Annotated in this window: 15 protein-coding genes, 3 tRNA genes and 1 riboswitch; of the genes, 10 read left to right on the forward strand and 8 right to left on the reverse strand. The window is 36.4% G+C overall.

What is annotated here, in order from left to right; translation table 11 throughout:
- Nucleotides 1-43 precede the first annotated feature (43 nt).
- Nucleotides 44-1414, reverse strand: a complete 1371-nt coding sequence (locus tag AAEU33_RS02995) for a rhodanese-related sulfurtransferase (RefSeq protein ID WP_345990885.1) — start codon at nt 1412-1414, stop codon at nt 44-46.
- 376 nt (nt 1415-1790) lie between these two features.
- On the opposite strand from AAEU33_RS02995, the gene AAEU33_RS03000 reads away from it, so the two are divergent.
- On the forward strand, nt 1791-3320 hold the full coding sequence (locus tag AAEU33_RS03000) for a trypsin-like peptidase domain-containing protein (protein WP_172284607.1): 1530 nt from the start codon (nt 1791-1793) through the stop codon (nt 3318-3320).
- Nucleotides 3321-3370: 50 nt separating this feature from the next.
- Here the strand turns inward: AAEU33_RS03000 and AAEU33_RS03005 are convergent, their stop codons facing one another.
- The 3 genes from AAEU33_RS03005 to AAEU33_RS03015 all read right to left on the reverse strand — a co-directional run bounded on the left by AAEU33_RS03005 (nt 3371) and on the right by AAEU33_RS03015 (nt 6935).
- Nucleotides 3371-3826: a hypothetical protein gene (locus AAEU33_RS03005; protein WP_172284609.1), complete on the reverse strand. Its 456-nt coding sequence runs from the start codon at nt 3824-3826 to the stop codon at nt 3371-3373.
- Nucleotides 3826-4206, reverse strand: coding sequence for a RidA family protein (locus AAEU33_RS03010; RefSeq protein WP_045491236.1), 381 nt, complete (start codon nt 4204-4206; stop codon nt 3826-3828). The genes AAEU33_RS03005 and AAEU33_RS03010 overlap by 1 nt, the downstream gene beginning before the upstream one ends.
- 128 nt (nt 4207-4334) lie before the next feature.
- A complete protein-coding gene (locus AAEU33_RS03015) occupies nt 4335-6935 on the reverse strand; it encodes a putative LPS assembly protein LptD (RefSeq protein WP_345990886.1) in 2601 nt (866 codons plus the stop codon).
- Between the two features lie 53 nt (nt 6936-6988).
- Between AAEU33_RS03015 and AAEU33_RS03020 the strand changes: the two genes are divergently transcribed.
- The 9 genes from AAEU33_RS03020 (at nt 6989) to AAEU33_RS03060 (ending at nt 12477) form a co-directional block, all read left to right on the forward strand.
- A complete protein-coding gene (locus AAEU33_RS03020) occupies nt 6989-8281 on the forward strand; it encodes an N-acetylmuramoyl-L-alanine amidase (protein ID WP_172284613.1) in 1293 nt (430 codons plus the stop codon).
- A 58-nt stretch (nt 8282-8339) separates the two neighbouring features.
- Nucleotides 8340-8414, forward strand: a tRNA-Glu gene (locus tag AAEU33_RS03025).
- Between the two features lie 11 nt (nt 8415-8425).
- Nucleotides 8426-8746 carry a hypothetical protein gene (locus AAEU33_RS03030; RefSeq protein ID WP_172284615.1) on the forward strand — a complete coding sequence of 107 codons (321 nt, stop codon included), beginning with the start codon at nt 8426-8428 and terminating at the stop codon, nt 8744-8746.
- A 67-nt stretch (nt 8747-8813) separates the two neighbouring features.
- Nucleotides 8814-9068: a 30S ribosomal protein S20 gene (gene rpsT / locus AAEU33_RS03035; RefSeq protein ID WP_273650527.1), complete on the forward strand. Its 255-nt coding sequence runs from the start codon at nt 8814-8816 to the stop codon at nt 9066-9068.
- A gap of 11 nt (nt 9069-9079) precedes the next feature.
- Nucleotides 9080-9151 (forward strand) — tRNA-Glu (locus AAEU33_RS03040).
- A gap of 70 nt (nt 9152-9221) precedes the next feature.
- A tRNA-Glu gene (locus AAEU33_RS03045) sits at nt 9222-9293 on the forward strand.
- 145 nt (nt 9294-9438) lie between these two features.
- Nucleotides 9439-10098, forward strand: a complete 660-nt coding sequence (locus AAEU33_RS03050) for a FadR/GntR family transcriptional regulator (protein WP_273650526.1) — start codon at nt 9439-9441, stop codon at nt 10096-10098.
- A 65-nt stretch (nt 10099-10163) separates the two neighbouring features.
- Nucleotides 10164-11372, forward strand: a complete 1209-nt coding sequence (locus tag AAEU33_RS03055; protein WP_345990887.1) for an MFS transporter — start codon at nt 10164-10166, stop codon at nt 11370-11372.
- 316 nt (nt 11373-11688) lie between these two features.
- On the forward strand, nt 11689-12477 hold the full coding sequence (locus AAEU33_RS03060) for a T9SS type A sorting domain-containing protein (protein WP_345990888.1): 789 nt from the start codon (nt 11689-11691) through the stop codon (nt 12475-12477).
- Nucleotides 12478-12730: 253 nt separating this feature from the next.
- Here AAEU33_RS03060 and AAEU33_RS03065 read toward each other — a convergent pair whose 3' ends face one another.
- Genes AAEU33_RS03065 through AAEU33_RS03080 form a run of 4 tightly spaced genes read right to left on the reverse strand, consistent with a single transcriptional unit; the run spans nt 12731 to nt 19397 of the window.
- The gene (locus tag AAEU33_RS03065; RefSeq protein WP_345990889.1) at nt 12731-15004 is read right to left on the reverse strand and encodes a DUF5074 domain-containing protein; all 2274 of its coding nucleotides are present in this window, start codon (nt 15002-15004) and stop codon (nt 12731-12733) included.
- Nucleotides 15005-15029: 25 nt separating this feature from the next.
- Nucleotides 15030-16223: a cell surface protein gene (locus AAEU33_RS03070; RefSeq protein ID WP_345990890.1), complete on the reverse strand. Its 1194-nt coding sequence runs from the start codon at nt 16221-16223 to the stop codon at nt 15030-15032.
- 13 nt (nt 16224-16236) lie between these two features.
- A complete protein-coding gene (locus tag AAEU33_RS03075) occupies nt 16237-17373 on the reverse strand; it encodes a DUF5074 domain-containing protein (RefSeq protein WP_172284629.1) in 1137 nt (378 codons plus the stop codon).
- On the reverse strand, nt 17370-19397 hold the full coding sequence (locus AAEU33_RS03080) for a TonB-dependent receptor (RefSeq protein ID WP_345990891.1): 2028 nt from the start codon (nt 19395-19397) through the stop codon (nt 17370-17372). Before AAEU33_RS03080 ends, AAEU33_RS03075 begins: the two co-directional genes overlap by 4 nt.
- A gap of 111 nt (nt 19398-19508) precedes the next feature.
- Nucleotides 19509-19693: riboswitch (cobalamin riboswitch) on the reverse strand.
- Nucleotides 19694-19730: the final 37 nt, after the last annotated feature.

Here is a 19730-nt window from a genome sequence, read left to right on the forward strand (position 1 = left end):
TCTTTTCTAAGTTCGGACTTTAGCATTTGTACTTCTCTTCTTGTTATACTCCTTCCGAAGGTTGTCCGATCTTATATAATTTATCTGACAAACGAATTCTAAAAGGAATTTCAAAAGTAACCTGATCTCCTTTTTTTGCCGTTTCACTTGAGCTTCCATTCACATAAATCTCAGTAATGGTCAATTCCTTTTCACCTGTTGTGGGTCCTGAAATCAATACTTTGTCACCCACGGTAAGTTCTTTATTTTCAATCAGGAATTGTCCGATCTTTGATTTTGAATAATAATGTTCTGCTTTCCCAATCAATACTTTTTTAACCGCTATTTTTTTGCGGATATCTTTGGTTTCGGCTTTTGCTAAAGGTTTAGCAGGTAAATCACCGGAATTCTTAAATTTCAAAGCATCGGATTTACCTTTTCTGAAAACTTTGTTTCCTACCTGTAATCCTTTCCTTAATTTCACCTGTTCTTCCATTGGCAAATGTATGATATCCAAACACTCTGTAGAGCAGCAGTTTTCCATTGCCGCTTTACATTCATCACATTGGATAAAGAGTAGATGACACGCATCATTGGAACAATTGGTATGATTGTCACAAGGCTTTCCACATTGGTGGCACTGTGAAATGATATCATCTGTAATTCTTTCGCCTAAACGGTGGTCAAATACAAAGTTCTTACCTATGAATTTACTCTGTATTCCTTCCTCTTTTATCTGGCGGGTATATTCAATAATTCCACCTTCTAGCTGGAACACGTTTTTAAAGCCCTGATGTTTAAAATAAGCACTGGCTTTTTCACAACGGATCCCGCCGGTACAATACATCAACAGATTTTTGTCTTCTTTAAAATCCTGTAATTGCTCGTTGATAATCGGTAAACTTTCTCTGAAGTTTTCCACATCAGGTGTAATAGCCCCTTCAAAATGACCGACTTCACTTTCATAATGGTTCCTAAAATCAACCACAATGGTGTTAGGATCCTCAAGCATATTATTAAATTCCTGAGCTTTTAAGTGAACCCCTTTATTGGTAACGTCAAAAGTATCATCATTTAATCCATCGGCAACGATTTTATGTCTGACCTTTATTGTTAATTTTAAAAAAGAATGATTGTCTTGCTCAACAGCTACGTTCAAACGAATTCCTTTCATAAATTCATACACCTCCAGTGTATCGCGGAAAGCCTCAAACTGATCTGCAGGAACGCTCATCTGAGCATTGATTCCTTCGTGAGCAACATAGATACGCCCTAAAGCATCAAGTGCATTCCAGGCTATAAATAATTCGTCGCGAAATTTTTTGGGATCTTCAATTTTGGCATACGCATAGAAAGACAATGTAAGACGTTCCTTACCGGCTTCATCAATAAGTTGAGCTCTTTCTTCTGCGCTTAAGGTGTTGTACAGTTGCATGCTATAAACGTTTTAAGTGAGAAAAATTTTTGCAAAGATAATCATTTTTTCTATTAGCCCTATTCTCGGTTTAAAACACTATCTTTAATGGTGCTGAAGAAAAAGATTAATAAATATGGTAATTTGTTGTATGAAAATACAGATAATTTAACCTTTGTGACAATACAACCATCTATATGTCATATTGTCTTTAATAAATTTTTAAGTTTCGTTAATTGAGATTTCATCAATTATCAGTAATACCATAAAAATACCGTATTCCTGTTAAATTTTAGTTAAAGTTGAAACACATTGCACTAATTGCACACCTATTTAGCATTAAATTTGTTTACTGTAAAACCAGAATTAATTAATAAAAAATAAAAGAAGATATACAATGAAGAGTACTTTAAAAAAACTATTACCATTTGCTGTAGTAGGAGTTATCTCAGGAGCTACTACCGTTGGCACGATACAATATTTCGGTCACAATGCCAACAACGGAGACCAATCTTATTTTACTAAATCTGCCAATACTTCTTTCGCTGGAATGAATACGGCAGCTACAGGAGATGATTTTGTAAAAGCTGCAAAAACAACAGTTCCTGCTGTAGTTACCATTAAAAATTACCAGACCAGGACTTCAAGCAGAGCATCGGAGCAGGATTTATTTGATTTCTTCTTCGGAGATCCTTTTGGAGGAAGAGGCGGACAACAAAGACAGAAACAACAACAGATTCCGGACAACATGCCTTCAGGGATGGGTTCAGGAGTTATCATTTCTCCGGACGGGTATATCATTTCAAACAACCATGTAGTAGCAGGTGCTAATAAACTGGAAGTTGTTTTAAGCAATAAAAAGTCATATATCGCTACATTAGTAGGAACCGACCCTAATACGGATATTTCCTTATTAAAGATAGAAGAAAAGGGACTACCCTATTTGAATTTTGCTAATTCAGACAACATTGAAGTAGGGCAATGGGTTCTTGCTGTAGGTAATCCGCTTGGGTTGAACTCTACGGTAACTGCCGGTATTATTTCCGCAAAAGGAAGAGGAATCGGTATTCTTGGATCACAAGGAAAAGCAAGTAATCCGATTGAAAGTTTTATCCAGACAGATGCTGCTATTAACCCTGGAAATTCAGGAGGAGCACTTGTAAATGCCAATGGCGACCTGATCGGGATCAATTCGGCCATTCAATCTACCACAGGTTATTATCAGGGATATGGATTTGCAATCCCTTCTAACCTGGCAAGAAAAATTGTTGAGGACATTAAAAAGTTTGGAATTGTACAGAGAGGATTCTTAGGAGTTGCTTCTTTAGACCTTTCAGATGATCAGCAGGTTGCTATGTACAACAAGCAGAAAAAAGCCAACGTTAAAGTAGGTTCCGGAGTTTATGTTACAGAAGTTACGGACAACAGTGGTGCTGAAAATGCAGGAATCAAAAACGGAGATATCATCACTAAAATAGACGGAACATTAATTACAGACTTTGCAGATCTTTCTATGGCGGTAGGAAGCAAACGTCCTGGTGATAAAGTTCAGGTTACTTATCTGAGAAACGGTAAAGAAAATGTGACTACGGTTACTTTAAAAGACCAGAAAGGAGGAACTTCTACGAGAACTAAGGCTGACCTTAGCGTTACAGAAAAAATAGGATCTGAATTTGAACCATTAAGTGACTCCTTTAAAACCAGCTACGGACTAAACAGTGGTGTTATCGCTAAGAACGTATCAGAAGGAAGCGAAATGGCTAAAATAGGAGTTGTAGATAACTATATCATTATAGAGATCAATGGTAAGCCGGTAAACTCACAAAAAGATGTTGAAAAGATCCTTGACAAGTATCAGGGAAATGTTCAGGTGAAGTTTGTGGATGAATATGGAAGAATCTATACAAAAGGTTTCAAAATGCCTTAATCAATAAAGAAACTATAAATAAAAAAAACGCTGCAAATGCAGCGTTTTTTTTATTTTGTTTTATTCATTTTATCAGCAATCCTCTTTTTCTTATTCCTTTCATAAATAACTTCTACAATCTTACCTCCGATCCAGGAAAAAGGGAAAAAGGTAAGAAATATGGAAATTTTATAAAATGTAGGATGGTAAGGAAATATAATAACATCCAGCATTGCTATGAACAGCATGATAAAGCCAATGAGAATAGCATAAGCTACTTTAGCATATTTTACAATAATCGCAGTTGCCACACCTCCGATTGTTGTTCCCAAACCGGAAATAAATAACAGAAATCCAAAAAAGGCTCCGTCATTTCTCATGCTGTACAGAAATCTTTGCCAGTGTTCAAAAGGGGCAAAAGCGTCAAAAGTAATCCACTGCGGAAAAGCTCTTATACCAAGAGTAATAATAAGCCCTGCAATACCAAGACCTACCAACACCGCAAATGTATTTCTTATAAAGCTCATTAATCCTGATGTGCAATCATCGAAATTTCAATATCAACATTCTTAGGCAGGCAAGAAACCTGTACCGTTTCACGAGCCGGATAGCTTTCTGCATCCAGATAAGATGCATAAATATCATTCATCACAGCAAAATCATCCATACTCTTAAGAAATATTGTCGCTTTTACAACGTTTTTAAAAGTCATCCCCGCTTCAGTAAGAATTGCCTCAAGGTTTTTCATTACCTGATGAGTTTCTTTCTCAATTCCTTCTACCAATTTACCTGTTGCAGGATCTACAGGAATCTGACCTGAAATATATAAAACTCCGTTAGCCATATTTGCTTGTGAGTAAGGTCCGATTGCTGCAGGAGCATTAACTGTGTTGATTATTTGTTTCATATGTGGATATTTATTTTTTTATCTATACTATCACCATTTGCTTTATCCCTCTTCCGGGACTTTAATGGATTCAGCAAAATTTATTTTGGGTGCAAATATAAAATTTATTCTCAAAACTCCACCTTATATTAGAAAGGTGCATTCGGTTGGGTAAAACTTCTATCCTTATATTTAAGTGCATCACTCAAAATATTAGCTTTTATCCCTATAAAAAAGTCATATACCTTATATTGTCCGAAAGGAACCCAGTTAAAATTAATCGTAAAACTTCGCTGATCCCTGGAGAACCCTATCCTTGTATATGCCAGCTGTTTGGTGATCATATCGTAGTGTGTACTCCCGTTAATGTTCCAATAAGGAGTAAGCTTAATACTTCCATCCAATCCTACTGAAGCAATTTTCGTCCCAAATCTGGATAAGTTTTTGGAATAAGCGTAGTTTGCATTAACATTCAAAGTCCATGCCTGATCAAAATGAGCATAATGATCATCATCGAAATAATAATTTTCATTTCTTATTTCTCCTTTAGACTGGTATTTTTTAGCATAATCTGTTTTAGCTCCAAAGATCTCACTGCTTAAAGGATATGACACCTGAATATTGAACCCCTGTACACTAAATCCCCCAAAACGTTCAGTCCTGATACCAGTATCTGATCCCGGAACAAAAAGAATTTTATATGGATCTAATGACAGGTTGGTATTAACACTTAATTTATTCTCAAAAAATGAAGATTGTCCGTTAATTGAGAAAATTGACCATGGATGGTCTTTAGCAGCAAAATTATAACTTCCGGAAAGATTTAATGATTCGAAGATTTTTATTTTCTTCACTCCTGTAGAGTCTTTCTTAGACTTTACCTTCATTTCAATGTTATTCCCTATATTAAAACCTAATGATCCTTGCATACCACTTGTAGGCGATCCTACAATCCCACCGTCAAAAATAGAATAAGGAGTTAAAGCCCCGTTGGCATCATAATAATTCTTATAGTACCCGAATCCAGGTTTTCCGAAGTCAGGAGAATAAGTGAATCCGATACTTGGGGTCATCATATGCCTGATGGCTTCTATTGCAGATCCTTTTTTGAAATTAAGCATTCCGTATAATGTAGTCTGTAAACTCGCTGTACTTGAAAAATAAGAATATCCTGCAATCTGTTTATTCACCTGGTCTACCACTTTATTGGAATTGTTGCTTAAAGGATCATAATATCTGGTAAGGGTCTTTGTTGTCAGGGCATTATTAATTGTAGTTCCTAAACTGAAGGTAAAATATTTAGCAACGGTGGTATTCGTCCCTAAAGTAATATTATTCGTAAGACCTGTTTGAAGCTTATCCCACATAGCCTTAGTAAATAGCTCCCCTTCGTTTGTTGTCACAAAGTTTGTTAAATTTAATCCGGTATTTACCGTAATATTTTCCAGAAGACCTTGTCTTACTCCTGTTTTTGATTTAAATAAATAAAACTGATTGATTGCAACGTTCATTTGCGGCAAACGAAGATCTGCCAATCCGGTAGCAAAGTTCTGTGAATACGATGCCGTTGCCGTAACAGTAGCAGGAAGTTTTAAGAACCTTTTAGTCACGGTAACCGTCGAGTTCTGCTGGGTATTCAATACATTCTGATTGAATATATAGTTATTGTTGATGGTATTATTATAGAATTTATTACTTACGATATCTACCGATGCAGAAAATGTAAGAAACGGATTTGCTTTTGTATCCTGCGTATGTCTCCAGGCAATCCTGTATGTACTGCTTCTTGAATAATCATCCAATCCTTTAATTCCTCTGATGGTCGTTCCTATATCAGCAGTGAAATTCCCCGAATACCTGTATTTCTTTACATAGTTCATTTCCGGTCTCACGTTCCAGCTTCCTTTCGTATAAATGTCAGCAAGGACTTTCATATCAAAATGGTCTCCAATGGGCTGATAGTATCCGATGCCATTCAGGAAAAACCCCACATCCTGTCTTTCCCCGAAACTGGGGATCAGGATACCGGCAGACCTTTTACTGGAAAACGGTAAAATAGCAAACGGCATAATTAGAGGTGTAGGCACCTGCTCTATATACATTTGTATCGGTCCTGTAATAATCTGGGATTTTTCTTTGGTTTTTACCAGTTTGATATTGGAAGCGAGCAAATGGTAATCTGCAGCAGTATCTTTTTTCTTCAGGAAATACTCATCTGTAGTATATAATGCGTGTCTCATTGCAAAAACAGAATCATTATACTTTTTCGTTTTATTGGCAATGATTACCCCTTCACTCTCTTCTGTTCGTGCATTATAGGCAATCGCCTGTCTTGTCTTATAATTATAATTGAACTGATCCGTTTCATACTTTTTCCCGGCCTGGGTAGTAAGTACAGGTTCTATAATCTTCTTTCCTAAAGAATCCTGCTTTCCACGGGCATAGATCAGATTTTTCTGCTCATCAATAGAAATATAATCCGCATCAATCTGCATATCCTGATATTTTACCTGAGCTTTTTGGTTCAGGTATATCATTTTTTTAGGGAAATCTCTCCGGATATTATCCGCTTTTGTCATAAGGACATCATCTAATGATTCCTTCTTTGCAACAATGGTATCCTTTTTGGAAATAGTATCATTAATTACCGTATTTTTAGGCAATTTTTCAGGGGTTTTCTGTGCTAAAAAATTGTTAAAAATTAGGATAATTAAAATTTGTAATATATTTTTGAGGACGGTTTTGGCCAATTTTATTGTATGTAATTAAGGCTCAAAATTAATATAATTTTTAAAACTGTAAGATGTACAAACAAAAATTTAAAATAATTTTATCATTTATCCTCATTCTTTTGAGCCAATTTATTTTTTCACAAAAAAAATTTACGATCGTTTTAGATGCAGGACATGGAGGCAGTGATTCAGGGGCGAAGAGGACTTATAGTGATATTGGACTTCTTGCTGAAAAAGATGTAACCCTTTCAGTTGTCCTAAAATTAGGAAGGATGCTTGAAAAAAATAAAGACTTTAAAGTAATCTATACCCGCAAATTTGACGAATATCCTTCTCTTTCCGACAGAACCAATCTCGCGAACAGAAGCAAAGCTGACCTTTTTATCTCAGTACACTGTAACTCGGCACAAAGATCTTCAGCTTACGGAACGGAAACCTATGTACAAGGGCCCGACCAAAATGACACCAACCTGGAAGTTGCCAAAAGGGAAAATGATGTGATCTTTCTTGATGAAAAAGACAGACAGACCTTTGGTTCCTATGATGCCAGCTCTCCGGAATCTCTGATTGCATTAAAGCTTCAGCAAAGCAAATACCTGGAATCTAGCTTATTATTCGGTGGATTGGTAGAAGATAACTTTGTAAATAAAGACAAAAGATTTTCAAGAGGTGTTTTCCAAAAGAACCTGCACGTTCTTCGTATGAATGCAATGCCTTCCGTACTTATTGAGACCGGATTTATCAATCATGCAGAAGAAAGTCACTATTTAGCCTCGGACAGAGGACAGGAAGAGATTGCAGAAAGTATCTATCAGGCGATTATCGATTATAAAAAAGCAATTGACAGAAAGTCAGGAGGTCCTTCTATGATCGCAACCAAAAAGCCTGAGCCAGAAAAACCTGTAGAAGTTGCATTAAAAAATGATTTCAGGATTCTGCTAATGAGCTCCCCTACTAAATACAATGATGGAGATCCTGCTCTGAAAGGATTGAATTACATTCTTCCTATCAAAGAAAACGGACTGTACAAATATTATTATGGAGTAACGAATATGGCTTCCGTAAAAGATATTAACCTTAGAACAGCCAAAGATGCCGGATTCAAAAATGCATTTGCCGTAGGATTTATGCCTAACCAAAAACTAAGTACCGGATACTATACGATAGAGGTATATGTAGGAGATAAATTAAACGGTAACTCATTTATTCTTCAGACCCTGAAAGACGTGGAAAGGAATAAAGAAAGTGGAGTTTTCTACTACACTTATGGAAAAGTATACACATTGGAAGATGCTGTGAAAATCCAGAAAGAGCTTGAGACAAAGGGCATTAAGAACACTATCATACAAAAAGTTTACAGATAGTGTAAAAAATAATTTTGAAGTTAAGAAGTTAATTATTACTTTTGCAACCTCAAAATTTGGCCTATTCGTCTAGTGGTTAGGACTCAAGATTTTCATTCTTGCAACAGGGGTTCGATTCCCCTATAGGCTACCAAATTTGATATCATGCCGGATTTAAAAATTCAAGAAGCAACATTGCTTTTTAAGAAGATCCACTCTAACCCAAAAAGTTACGACTTGAAAGTTAATGAAGATGGGATAATAGGCAGAGATGACAAGATAAGTTTCAGACTTTACAGGTATGGAGAGAGGGTAGCCTTTGAAGTAACTATAGATGGACTAACTTTCACCAATACTACTGGAGAATGGAACAACGCAATGATAATGTTGGGAAATATTATCAAGAAAATAGATAAGGAACAAGAAAATTTTAAAATAGAACAAGCAATAGACAAACTGAGAAAATATTTATCTGAAGAAAATTGAAATTATTTAAAAATAAATTTGGCAGATAAAAAAAAAGTTTTTACTTTTGCACTCACATTTGAACGATATGGCAAATCATAAATCAGCATTAAAGAGAATTAGACAAAACGAAGTTAGAAAAGTTCGTAACAGATACTACCACAAAACTGCTAGAACAGCAATGAAGGTTTTGAGAAATGAAGAAGACAAAGCTGCTGCTGCAGAGCAATTGCCAAAGGTTATCTCTTTGTTGGATAAATTAGCTAAGAAAAATATTATCCACAAAAACAAGGCTGCTAACTTGAAAAGTAAATTAACTAAGCACGTTAATAAATTAGCGTAATACGGATAGTTGGCCCGTTCGTCTATCGGTTAGGACCTCAGATTTTCATTCTGGTAAGAGGGGTTCGATTCCCCTACGGGCTACTAATAAGAGTTGTAAACTTATAAAAACAAAAAATCTAACACATTAAGACATCTTAGTGTAATGGTAGATGGCCCGTTCGTCTATCGGTTAGGACCTCAGATTTTCATTCTGGTAAGAGGGGTTCGATTCCCCTACGGGCTACAAAAGCTGCAAACAATGTTTGCAGCTTTTTGTTTTATAGTCTCTCTCATTCATAAAGACGGGATTTTTAAAAATTTATTTATATATCTCTTTGCAATATATACTATAAGTCCTACCTTTGCAGTCATCAGATGATAAGATGTATATGACACAGATCCAAAAAAAGACATTAGCTCAGGAAGTTGCAGAAAGACTCACAGAAGGAATACTCAATGAGACTTATTCAATCGGTGATCAGCTACCTACGGAGCCGGAACTGATGAAAGTATATGGTGTCGGACGCTCGAGTATTCGCGAGGCTATTAAAATACTATCCATTAAAGGTGTATTAAGTGTACAGCAAGGTGTCGGTACCTTTGTGGTTTCAAAAAATGTCCAGGAATCTCTGGAAATCCAGATGAGCAATGCAGAAATTGAAGAAGTAGAAGAAGTACGATCCCTGCTGGAGTCAAAAGTTGCCGCAAAAGCAGCTCTCAATCATACAGAAGCCCAACTGAAAACCATAAAAGAATATCTGGATCTGAGAAATAAGTTTGCGGAAGAAAATATGGCACTCGAATGTTACCAGGCTGATATCAATTTCCATTTATCCATAGCGGAAGCGTGTGGAAATAAACTCCTGAAAGAAATTTATAAAATAGCGAGCAGACAAGTCCTCAGAGTCTTTGAAAGCAGCCATAAAAACAATACTGAAGCATTCAGGATTTCACAGAAATTGCATGCGGAACTCTATGAATATATTAGGAACAGAGATGCGGATAATGCGGCTCTTATTGCTGAAAAAATAATTCACAAACTATTATAAAAAAAGACTTTCTATTAACAACTTAAAATTCATCAGATGACAAGATGAATTAAAACTATTATTCTATGAACACTGTACAGACAAAAACAATTGACACCCATAAGATTGTTTATCCCATTCTCTTTATGATCAGCTTTTCTCATTTTTTAAATGACCTGATCCAATCTACAATTCCTTCCTTGTATCCCATTCTAAAGGGAGAGTTTAAGCTGTCATTTTCCCAGATTGGTATTATTACCCTGGTGTTCCAGCTTACCGCATCTATTCTACAGCCCTTTGTTGGTATATACACAGATAAAAAACCTAATCCAAGGTCACTGGCTATAGGTATGGCGCTTTCCATGGCAGGATTATTACTCCTTGCGGCAGCACATGAGTACTATGTTATTCTCATTTCAGTTGCACTCATCGGAATGGGATCTTCCGTTTTTCATCCTGAGGCTTCACGGGTTGCCCAACTGGCTTCCGGTGGCCAGAAAGGGCTGGCCCAGTCTATATTTCAGGTGGGAGGAAACTCGGGAAGTGCAATCGGTCCCTTATTAGTTGCACTTATAGTCCTTCCCTTAGGCCAGGGTTATGTGGGACTATTTGCTATAGCTGCTTTCATTGGTATTATCGTTTTATGGAGAATAGGAAACTGGTATGCGGAAAGGCTATCCATAAGAAAGACAGTAAAACATTCAGATATGGTCGTACACATAGATCTTTCAAGAAAAAAAGTAATATTCTCAATTACTATCCTTCTGGCCCTTGTATTTTCTAAATACATCTATCTGGCATCAATGACCAATTACTTCACATTTTTCCTTATTGATAAGTTTCATATTTCAGTAAAGGATTCCCAGTTGTATTTGTTCATGTTCCTTGCAGCAGTTGCAGTAGGAACGATCCTTGGTGGCAAACTGGGTGATAAATACGGCAGAAAGAAAATAATCTGGATTTCTATCCTGGGTGCTGCTCCTTTCACGCTTTGTCTTCCTTATCTTTCTTTGATGTGGACAGTTATTTTTGCAATTCTTATCGGATTGATCATTGCATCTGCTTTCTCTGCTATTCTGGTTTATGCTACCGATCTTATGCCGGATAAAATCGGATTAGTAGCCGGGTTGTTTTTCGGATTCATGTTTGGAATGGGAGGTATAGGATCTGCTGTTTTGGGAGCGGTAGCAGATGACACCAGCATAGAATATGTATTTAAAATATGTGCTTTCTTACCTCTTATGGGTATTATTACCGCATTTTTGCCTAATATAAAAGGAACAAAAAAACACTGATTATAATTATAAATTTGGCAAATGTAATCCCCCTTTATACATGGTAAAGGGGGATTATTTTTAGTCTCATTTTCAATAGATTATACATTAAGCCATCGTTAATTCTTAATGAATTTTTCACACTATAGGTAGAATTAAAATACATAATACAATATTTGACATCCCTTTATAGATAAGGGATTACTTCATTTTCAACGACTTGCTTAAGTTAAGAAAAAATTAAAAATCGTTATTAAATCACATAAATATGAAATAAATACATTATCGTAACCTTTTTTTTTGTAATTTTAAAATTCTAAAAACTAATTTCTAACATATGAAAACAAATCTATTCGCAGGCCAAAGCATGACGAAAAAAGTAGTCTTGGCTTCCTTATTGTTCCTAATGAACACAATGTCTTTTGCACAACTTAACAAAGTGTACGCAAGCAGTCAAACAAACCGGGCATATGGTATCTGTGTTGCCTGTTTTGTACAAAATCCAGAAAACGCAGTAGGCAGTAACGAAAACGACTACTCTACCCTACTTGTTCCTATTGGATTATTAGGGAGAACAGAACAGACTCTGATTTTCCCTACGTCCAATATCCTTGCTGATACGAATAAACTTGTCATTGGTGTTGGTACAGATCAATCTATTCTTACTGCACAACTCATAGGAGGAATATCTATAGAGACATTTCTTGGGGATGTTTCCAATAATGATTATATGAATATGTTCGATGATGTTCTTAAGCTTGGTGGGACGGATGCAAGTAGAGGAGCTATTGAACTTACCATGAACAAACCTTTTGACCGTGTGAAAATAAGCCTTAACTCAGGATTGCTTAACCTTAATGGAGGTTTCCGTATTTATTACGCTTATCAGTACAAAGATCCACACATCAGCTTAATGGCATACAGCAAGAATGGTCAGGTTACCCTTGATGGAAATGTACCTTTCGAAGGATCTGACGTTGCTTTAATCAATACATCAGGAAAAGAAGTGTACCGTTCAAAACTAAAATCAAAAACGTTTGAATCTACACTACCGGAAGGAGTTTATATTATGATCCTTACAACAAAAGAAGGAAAAATATACTCTCGTAAAATCATGATTAAATAAAAAAACATGTAATAACAACATGTGAAAAATACGGCAGGCTAAAAGCCTGCCGTATTTATTTGTAATCAATTTAGAATAATCAAGATCATTCTGCCACTGAATATTTTCAACTTTACGAGAGTAAGCATTCGGGAAATCAGTTAAAAAACGGATATATAATCTGTTTCATGGTATCTTACAAAAGCCCTTAATCTATATAAAAACCCTCTATCACATGATAGAGGGTTTAATTTATAAACTATTCTTTAAGAATTTACTTCTTAATAAATTTCTGCTGGTAAACTGCTTTATCAGTAACTACCTTTAGAATATAAATTCCCTTTGTAAGCGTGCTTACGTTGATTTGTCCATTACTGAACTGAGTAGGAATAATTTTTCCGGAAGCATCATATACTACCGTATTCAATACTTTATCCTGAGTTTTAATATTAAGAACATCTGTCGCAGGATTAGGATAAATTCCCAATTCAAGCTTTCTAACATCCGCTGTTCCTAATGTAGACAAATTAGCATTTACTACAAGTGATTTTTCCACAAGCTTTCCATTTGAATTAAAGCTTATAACAACTGTAGAAGTTCCCGTACTTTGCGGTGTTAATACCAACTCATCATTTGTATTAATCACAGCATTTACAACTCCTGAATTACTATTGGACTTTACAGTTTTTACAATAGCTAACGAAAGGTTATCAGCATCAGAAACCATTGTTTTAAGGTCGATGGTAGTCGTACTGTTCACAGTAGTTTGTGATGGGAATGTACTTTGTACAACTGGAGCAATAGTATCCGGGAACACAGTAACCGCAGGGAACCAATAATAATCATTTAATATTTTAGTATTGGTAAGAGCTCCTGTACTACTGAATGTATGTACCCAGTTTTTCTGATAGTGTGCTCCATAACCACTTTCTGTTGTATTCAAAATCAATTCATCCGTAACAGGATTTACACGCAAAGCAGCTCCATAAGGAATCTGCTTGTAAGTTCCCGTTTGTCCTGGAATTGCGGCAAAGCTTTCGTTAAATGTTTTATTGGTAACATCAAATTTCACAATCTGGCTACCCGAAGAGAATGCATTAATTGAGTTGATCCAGTACAGCGAATTTTGTTTGGTACTATACGTCAATCTTCCGGCATACCATGCTCCCCAGTCTCCAATGTATTTGGTGGTAGGAATAGCATAATCTGTTGTTACAAAAGTAGTAGGATGGATATTCACCAATTTCTGTTGCTGAATCGCCCAAACACTTCCATCTTTAGCCTGTACAATTGAATAAAATGCACCTGCAATAGTCTGAACAACAGCGTTGGTATTCGGGTTGATCACAAGAATTCCCCCGTTTTGTGTCACAGCAAATACATATTGTGATGTACGAATCATATTCCCAATCTGGCCTTTACCATTAGTTTCGGGCACTAAAGTTCCAACCTGCAAATTATCAATATCAAATAAAAAGATTCCGGTAGTGGTCCCAATATATCCCTTATGTTCATTGACACCCAGGAAAAACCTTCCGTCTCCTCCTCCAATAGTATTAAATCCAGCGATCTTTTGCATGGTAGTGGCATTCGCTACAACAAGTCTCCCTCCAGGTGTATATTGTGTATCACCCCCATCAGCAGCCTGTTTCGAAATAAAGTAAAACTTATCACCATAGATCGTTCCATACTGTGTAGTAGCTCCGAATGCTTCATTATTATTTTTGTCACTATATATCCTATAGTTGATCTGTCCATTATTATTTACAAAATTAACAGAGCCATTGGTATGCCCGTACCAATCTTCATTCACCATAAAATAGCCATCTGTAAAAGTTGCCGGTGAAGTATAAGCCGATACTGGTGTTAATGTTGTAGAAATCGGCTGATCAACCATTCCCGGATAAAAATTCCAAAGATCCCATGCTCCGTTTTCTAAAGTACGGCTGCTGGCACCTAAACTAGAATATCCAAAATCGGTATCTGTAGGATTCTTCACCCAATAAGACCAGTATCCGGTAGTCCAGCCAGACTTCCAGTGATCATTAGCCGCATCTATCGCTGTATAATCATCGAAATCATATGCTGTCGTATTGATGATACCATTTAAAGGATACAATGGATATGTTACATTGTTATTCTTGTATAATCCATTGGTCCCTTGTCCGTTCAGATCAAAACCAAGTCCTCCGATCGCTGTTCCGAAAGTAGTTCCCTGATACAGCAAAGAATAAAAACGGTGGTCCGCTTTAGCAATGGCCTTTAGCATATCCTCTCCTGTAGCATTTCCATCCCACTTAAATCCCCAAACTAAAGCATCAGGATTTTTTCCATCATTCCATTGGACAACAAAAGCCGCCTTTTTAGAACCCGTCCCCACCCAGTACTGAATATCAGAAAAACTGGTTACGGTAGTTGTTGTTTTCAGCCCATTTTTATGTACTGAATTTTGTTTGATGTCATTTCGGGGCACGCCCTGAACTGTGACCTGTGCATTCGTGAAAAATGCAAAGAATAACAGTAATGTTAAAAGATAGATCTTTTTCATTTTTAAATAAATTTATTGTTGAATTTTATTTTATGTATAAATCGTACGCTCCTGCTACTTCCGTAGACACTTCTCCCAGCCAGCCTGCTTCCTGATTGATTCCCGTATGCACTTTTACAAAATCGATCCCCGGAAGCTTTACATATTTTCCGCTCTTATCTACAGCCCAGGAAATATCAATATTGGATGCCTCATCATTATTCGGAGCGTTATCCGCGTATCCAAAGTCATATGATTTACCAATCCAATAAGACCCATTTCCACTCTGATCGTAAAAATTGTTTTGTAATTTAGTTCCTGACAAGCTGTAAGAAGCATCAGAAATCCATAAAGGGAAATAGCTGTGGTCATGGAACCCGTTTTTGGTTTTAAATCCGGTATTTCCCTGGTTATCCTGCCATTTAATATATTCGATATCAGTTTGCCATGGCTCACTTCCGGGAACAGGAAGTTTAGTTTCATTGGGTTTGAAATAAGTGATGCTGTAATTCTTTACGGTTGTATTTTTAAAATATTCGCTTCCAGCAATTTCGTACCACTCATTATCATCAGGTTTCCCGTTTTTATTTCTGTCATAAGCCACCATAATAATTCCCGGCTCACAAGAACCCGAACGTGGATCGTTAGCATTATTTCCCCAGAAAGCATTTCCAAGAATCTTAAAATCCCGGCCGTTCATATTTGGAATCGTATGATCAAACCCAAAAACAACATAGCCCCCGAATCCTCCTAAACTGATCAATGTGGAATTTGAGCCTATTAAAGATTCCCTGGCTTTTTGCAACATAGTATTGGCTGTATTTCCAGCAAGATATTCAGGAATTTCATTGGTAAACTGTCCTATTGCAGGGCGGAAATCCAGTACACTGGCAATATATTTACTGTAGGAACCCGGCTCCTTATTTACAATAATGGTAGATTGATATGTTTTCACATTTCCATTTTGTTCTATTTTCAGTGTCAGTGGATATGTTTTCGCGTAAGGGCTGATAAAATCGAGTTCGGATCCTTCAGAAATAATGGAATCTTTAATACTCCAGGTCAGTTTACCAGGAACATTTACGGGAATATTCAGTACCTTAAAACGATTGATCGTATAAGACTCTTCCAATCCCTTAAATGAAGACTCTTCATCTCTGTCACTTTTACATCCTGACATTCCGGTTAAAAGAAATATAACCAGTACAGCAGGTATTATTTTTAAAATTTTTCTGTCCATATCTAAGATTCAGTTATTTATACAAAAAGGTAAAGTGAGCCGGAATATTCCCTCCTTCCGTTTTCCATTTGAAATGACCACTTTTATTAAAGCAATAGACAAATCCCGTGGATACATAATTCCTCGCATCGGTAATATAAATATCCTCAGTAATGGGATTTACAGCAATTCCATAAGGAGCCTTGATTGCATCTGCATATTCCTGATCGATAATTTTATCAGAAATCACCTGTTCGGTCTTTACATCAATAATTCCAAAAGTTTTAGTGTAAGAATGGGTATTATAATTGAATTCATTTCCATAGTAATAAAGCTTATCATTCACAATGGTCATTTCACTCACTGCGAGATGAAAATCTTTTTTCACTGTTCCGGTTGCTGCATCCACGAGGAATAAACTTGATGGTACATTGTAATAATCTCCTCTTGAGCTTACATACAAATCCCCGTAATTATCTTTTTTAAGGCGGTGAAGGTTGATTGCAACATTTATTTTTTTACTTTCTGTAAATGTATTGAGATCGATCACAGAAACAGTTTTATCATAATTTGGAACCATATACCCTCCTGAATTAGCAACAAAAAGCTGGTTTCCCACAATCTCAATTTCTTCAGGCTGATATCCTACGGTAACTTGTCTTTGAATGGCAAGGGAAGTCGTATCAATCTCCACAACTTTTCCTTTAGGAGAATTAGGATTAATATCAACCGGCCCAGCGTAACTGCTGGCATAGGCTTTTCCATCTTTGAATTTAATGTACCTGCAGTTTTGTAACTGGATTGTTTTGATTCGCTTTGCTGTTTTTGCATCCAGCACCTCGATTTTATTGGATACATTCACCACAACATACAATTTACCTCCGTAAATCTGAATATCATTTCCCACATCGCCTAATTCTTTGACAACATTGGGATTAATTTCTGCATAAATATTCCTTCTGTAGTTTCCTGTTGTATAATCAAAAAAATCAAGTGTGCATTTATTGCTCCCCATATTTCCTTCATTCAAAACATAAAAACCTTTGATTGCAGTATTTTCCGGTTGTGTAAGACCCGTCTCAACTTCTTCTTTCGGAGTGTATTCATCTGTTCTGCATGACAGTAATGAAAACGCAATGAATAAGAACACGTAATAGCTTATTTTTTTCATAATGTATAGCTTACAATAAGTTTAAAATTTCTTCCCGGCATTGGATAGTTCCTTACTACATCATAGTGCTGATTCAAAGTATTATTGACCTCAAAGCTTACCTTGAACTGGTGAGAATACCAGTTAAACTTTTTCTGAATCGATAAATCGTGCGTATACCAGGGTCTGATGAGATTATATTCAATATTGTTTTGTTGTGCATCATAACGTTTCCCCGTATACATAAAGCTATAATTAAAGCTCCACTCCTTATAATCAGCCATCAAAGTAAAAGTTCCTGAATGCCATGGCACATAAGGAATCTGATCTCCATAATATGACTCTCCTTTTTCAGTAAAATCGCGTGCACTTTGGTAGGTATAGCTCAACAATGGCTTCAATATTACTTTCCCAAGGTCCAGCTCAGCCTGTATATTCACATCTGATCCTATGATCTGAACATCTCCAAGATTCGTCATCATCCATCTGAAAAGATTGGTTGTGGGTACTGCAATGATCTTATTTTCCACTTTGTTATAATACCCGTCTGCCTTGAAGTAAATACTTTTCAGAACCTGATGGTCGTAAGTCTTCTGATAAGTAAAACCTATGTCATATTGATTGGTAAGTTCAGGTTTAAGAAAAACATTCCCGATCATAGTATAGTACAGGTCATTGAAAGTCGGCATTCTAAAAATCCTTTTATAAAATGCTCTCACTGTTAAATTCTTAAAGGCCAGTGGCTGGTAACTCAAAAATGCAGAGGGTGTCCATTCACTCTTATCAGGCGACTTGGAATTACGTTCAACATTCTCCCGAATAAAAGTGCCTAAAACACTTCCAAGAAACTTAAACCGGTTCCATTGGTAAGTGGTTGCAAAAGCAACCAATGAGGTATAACGTGTGGGAAATGAGAAAAGCTTAAGATCGGAATCCAGATTATTATACTGGAAATCAACATTAGCACTAACATCCCAGTTTGGTGTAATTGAGTAGATATTGGAAGATGATAAATATAATTCTCTCTGGATATATGTATTATCTGTTTTTAAAGCTGTTTCAGCTACATTTACCGTATCCATATACCGGGTATAGTCGTAGGCAAATTTAGCTTTGAGCTGAGTCTCAAATTTTGGAAATATTTTTTTCCTTAGGTGAGCCTGAACAAAATAATTTCTATCAAGTAATTTTTGTCCTTTCGGATCAAAACCATTATTCACAATTGCTGAGGGAATCCCACGATCTGAAATATATCCGTAGCCCCGGACATTCCAGTCTCCATTATTCAGATTTCCCTGCAGGCTGGTCTCAAATCTTTTGGCAGTAATATAAGAATCATATCTTGTTGCAATTGTATCATTGGCTATAGTACCATCGGGGTGTTTTTTCTGGTATTTGTATTTATATTGTCCGTCACTCTGTATAAATTCGGAGCTGAAACTTGCGGAAATTTTATCTGAAAGCTTTTGCTCCAATCGAAATGACGGGTTGAAAAGATCGATTGAGCTGTTTTTTATTCTAAGTACAAGATTTGTTTTTTTATTTCCGGAGAAATAAGGAGTCTTGGGTTGGAGATAAATTGAGCCGGAAGATCCAAAATCTTTTGCAGGCTGAAAGATTTCACTTTTCTGTCCGTTGTATAATGAAATTTCTCCGATATCATCCAGCGAAAACTTTCCCAGATCGATAACCCCGTTTTGTGCATTTCCCAATTGAATCCCATCATAGAAAACACCGACATGCTGGCTACCCATGCTTCGGATATTAACCGTTTTCAATCCGCCAATTCCACCGTAATCCTTGATCTGTACTCCCGAAAAATAGCGTAATGCATCGGCTACGGACTGGCTGTTCAACCTTTCCAGCTGTTCTCCTGAAAGAGTTTGAGCGGGAAGAATTTCTTTAAAATCTTTTTTATAAATGGTAACCGGAAGGATCCCTTTTTCCTTTATACTATCTCTTGACTGAGAAAAATAAAGCTGGTTAATTAGCACAAGGATTGTGATAATTATTTTTTTAGTTGTAAAAGTAAATTTCGGTTCCATTAGCTCATTGAGAATAATCTTGACACTAATGGATATAAGAAAGCAGCAATAACATTGTACAGCCATAACTGCACAGAAGCATTGTTGTCCTTAGCTTTATTCCACGAAAGCATCAAACTTTAATCTTCTGGCAGGTCTTCTGACTTACTCCATTTTTGAAATCCTTCCCATTAAAAACAGTGGATATATACATCAAAAATTTTGGTTTAGAGTTTACAGCAGCGGGTCTGTTCCGGATTTACACCGGATTCCCTTTTAAAAGCCTTTTACAGCTCACCAGATTCCGGCAAAGATAGAAAATTCTTCTTAGAAACAATATTATACTTAATAAAA

This window comes from Chryseobacterium sp. Chry.R1, from assembly GCF_039645525.1.
In the GTDB taxonomy this organism is placed as follows: domain Bacteria; phylum Bacteroidota; class Bacteroidia; order Flavobacteriales; family Weeksellaceae; genus Chryseobacterium; species Chryseobacterium proteolyticum.